This is a genomic window from Leifsonia sp., from assembly GCF_051955155.1.
Lineage (GTDB): Bacteria > Actinomycetota > Actinomycetes > Actinomycetales > Microbacteriaceae > Leifsonia.
In genome coordinates, this window is record NZ_JBQCGZ010000122.1 from 1 (window position 1) to 2,569 (window position 2,569).

Annotated in this window: 3 protein-coding genes; 1 reads left to right on the forward strand and 2 read right to left on the reverse strand. The window is 70.7% G+C overall.

The window, feature by feature from the left end; all coding sequences use genetic code 11:
* Positions 1-1,538 (reverse strand): phosphoribosylformylglycinamidine synthase subunit PurL (purL, locus tag ACTHMF_RS13115; RefSeq protein WP_440318151.1); only part of this gene is annotated, 1,538 nt, incomplete at its 3' end.
* An 88-nt stretch (positions 1,539-1,626) separates the two neighbouring features.
* On the opposite strand from purL, the gene ACTHMF_RS13120 reads away from it, so the two are divergent.
* Entirely contained in the window at positions 1,627-1,992 is a 366-nt protein-coding gene (locus ACTHMF_RS13120; RefSeq protein ID WP_314148032.1) for a TfoX/Sxy family protein, read from the forward strand.
* A 12-nt stretch (positions 1,993-2,004) separates the two neighbouring features.
* On the opposite strand, the gene ACTHMF_RS13125 is transcribed toward ACTHMF_RS13120, so the two are convergent.
* Positions 2,005-2,463: a DUF3817 domain-containing protein gene (locus tag ACTHMF_RS13125; protein ID WP_314148031.1), complete on the reverse strand. Its 459-nt coding sequence runs from the start codon at positions 2,461-2,463 to the stop codon at positions 2,005-2,007.
* Positions 2,464-2,569 lie beyond the last annotated feature (106 nt).

The following is a 2,569-nucleotide window of genomic DNA, read 5'->3' on the forward strand; positions in this document are numbered from 1 at the left end:
ACGGCGCCGGAGGCGGCCACGTTGCGGTACGCCTCGGCGAGGGCGAGCTTCGCGCCCTGCTTCGGGTCCAGCTGGCAGTACCGGCCGTTGGCGTCGGTCGCGATCGCGAAGCCGAGGCCGCTCTCCTCGTCCACGCGGATCATGCCGGCGTTGTCGGGGAACGCCAGCGCGGTGTTGCCGCCGACGAAGTAGTCGTACTGGTCGGTGATCCAGCCCTTGTCGGCCAGGTTGGCGCTGCCGAGCAGGGCGAGCACCTGCTCGCGGAGCTCGTCGCCGCTGGTCGGGCGGGGGAGCACGGAGGCGCTGTCCGCCTGCAGCGCGTCGATCCAGGCCGGGTAGGCGACGGGGCGCTCGTACACCGGGCCGTCGACGGCGACGGTGCGCGGGTCGACGTTGACGATCTCCTCGCCGCGCCAGTTGATGACCAGGCGGCCGGTGTCGGTGACCTCGCCGAGCACGCTGGTCTCGACGTCCCACTTGGCGGTGACCGCGAGGAACTGGTCGAGCAGCTCCGGCTTGACCACGGCCATCATGCGCTCCTGGCTCTCCGACATGAGGATCTCCTCCGCGGTGAGCGTCGGGTCGCGCAGCAGCACGCTGTCCAGCTCGATGAACATCCCGCCGTCGCCGTTGGAGGCGAGCTCGCTGGTCGCGCAGGAGATGCCGGCAGCGCCGAGGTCCTGGATGCCCTCGACCAGCTTGTCGCGGTAGAGCTCCAGGCAGCACTCGATGAGCACCTTCTCGGCGAACGGGTCGCCGACCTGCACGGCGGGGCGCTTGGTCGGTCCGCCGGCCGAGAACGTGTCGGAGGCGAGGATGCTGGCGCCGCCGATCCCGTCGCCGCCGGTGCGGGCGCCGAACAGGACGACCTTGTTGCCGACGCCGGACGCGTTCGCGAGGTGCAGGTCCTCGTGGCGCAGCACGCCCACCGAGAGCGCGTTGACGAGCGGGTTGCCCTGGTACACCGGGTCGAAGTAGGTCTCGCCGCCGATGTTCGGCAGGCCGAGGCAGTTGCCGTAGAAGGAGATCCCGGAGACGACGCCGTGGACGACGCGGGCCGTGTCGGCCGTCTCGATGGCGCCGAAGCGCAGCTGGTCCATGACGGCGACGGGACGCGCGCCCATCGAGATGATGTCGCGGACGATGCCACCGACGCCGGTCGCCGCGCCCTGGAACGGCTCGATGTAGGAGGGGTGGTTGTGCGACTCCACCTTGAAGGTGACCGCCCAGCCCTCGCCGACGTCCACGACGCCCGCGTTCTCGCCCATCCCGACCATGAGGTTCTTCTTCATGGCCGGCGTGACCTTCTGGCCGAACTGGCGCAGGTAGATCTTCGACGACTTGTAGGAGCAGTGCTCCGACCACATCACGGAGTACATCGCCAGCTCGCCGCTGGTGGGGCGGCGGCCGAGGATCTCGCGGATGCGCGCGTACTCGTCCTCCTTGAGCCCGAGTGCGGCGAACGGCTGCTCCTTCTCGGGCGTCGCGGCGGCGTTCGCGACGGTGTCGACGACGTGCTGGGTGGTGGTGTCGGTCACGTGCGGCACTCCAGGCTGAGCGGGGCTGGCGGGGGGAGGGCTCCAGTCTACCGGCCTCGGGGGTTAGGCTCGCCGCGAGGAGGCGGCCATGCAGATCCCACGCCCGTCGCAGGAGACGCAGGAGCTGTTCCGCGCGCTGGTGCCGGACGCTCCGGGCGTTCAGGTGAAGCCGATGTTCGCGAACCTGGGCGCATTCGTGAACGGCAACATGTTCGCCGGGCTGTTCGGCGACGCGATCGGGGTGCGGCTGCCCGACGAGGGGTCGCGCGAGCGGCTGCTCGCGGAGGACGGCGCCGGCCCGTACGGTCCCGCCGAGCGGCCGATGGGCGGCTACGTGTCGCTGCCGGAAGCGTGGAAAGACGAGCCGGACCGGCTGCGCGAGTGGATCGGCGTCGCGCTGGAGCAGGTGGGGCGGATGCCGCCGAAGGAGAAGAAGCCGCGGAAGCGGGGCTGACCTCCGCGTTCCCTAGGAGAGCTTGGGCGGCCCGATCAGCAGGAGGCCGGCCATGATGACGACGGCGAGCACCGCGAGCGAGCCGACGAGGACGGGCACGTGGCCGAGCATCCAGCGGAACAGCCGCCCGAACCAGGTGTGGTCGCGCGGGTCGTCCGTGGCCTGGGTGCGCCACGCGCCGTCCAGCCGGCCGCTGCGGTCCGCCCAGAGGTCGAAGGGGATCGTGGCGTACGGGACGATCGCGGTGACGACGGCGAGCACGATCACGGGGAAGCGCCAGCGCTGATTGACTCCCACCAGGGCAGCGGTGATCGCGTAGGAGATGAACACGAAGCCGTGCACCGACCCGGCGACGACCACGGGCCAGTCCCCGACGCCGGCGGCGTACTTGAGGAGCATCCCGGCGATGAGCAGGGTCCAGGTGATCGCCTCGGCGACGGCGAGGACACGGTAGAGCAGGCGCGGTGACATACCCTCAAGCCTCGCCGCTCCCGCCCGGCCCGCCATCCCTCGAAAGTTGGAACCCGGCCGCCGAGCACAGGAAAACCGTCGCGAATCTGGGCGAATCGCGACGGTT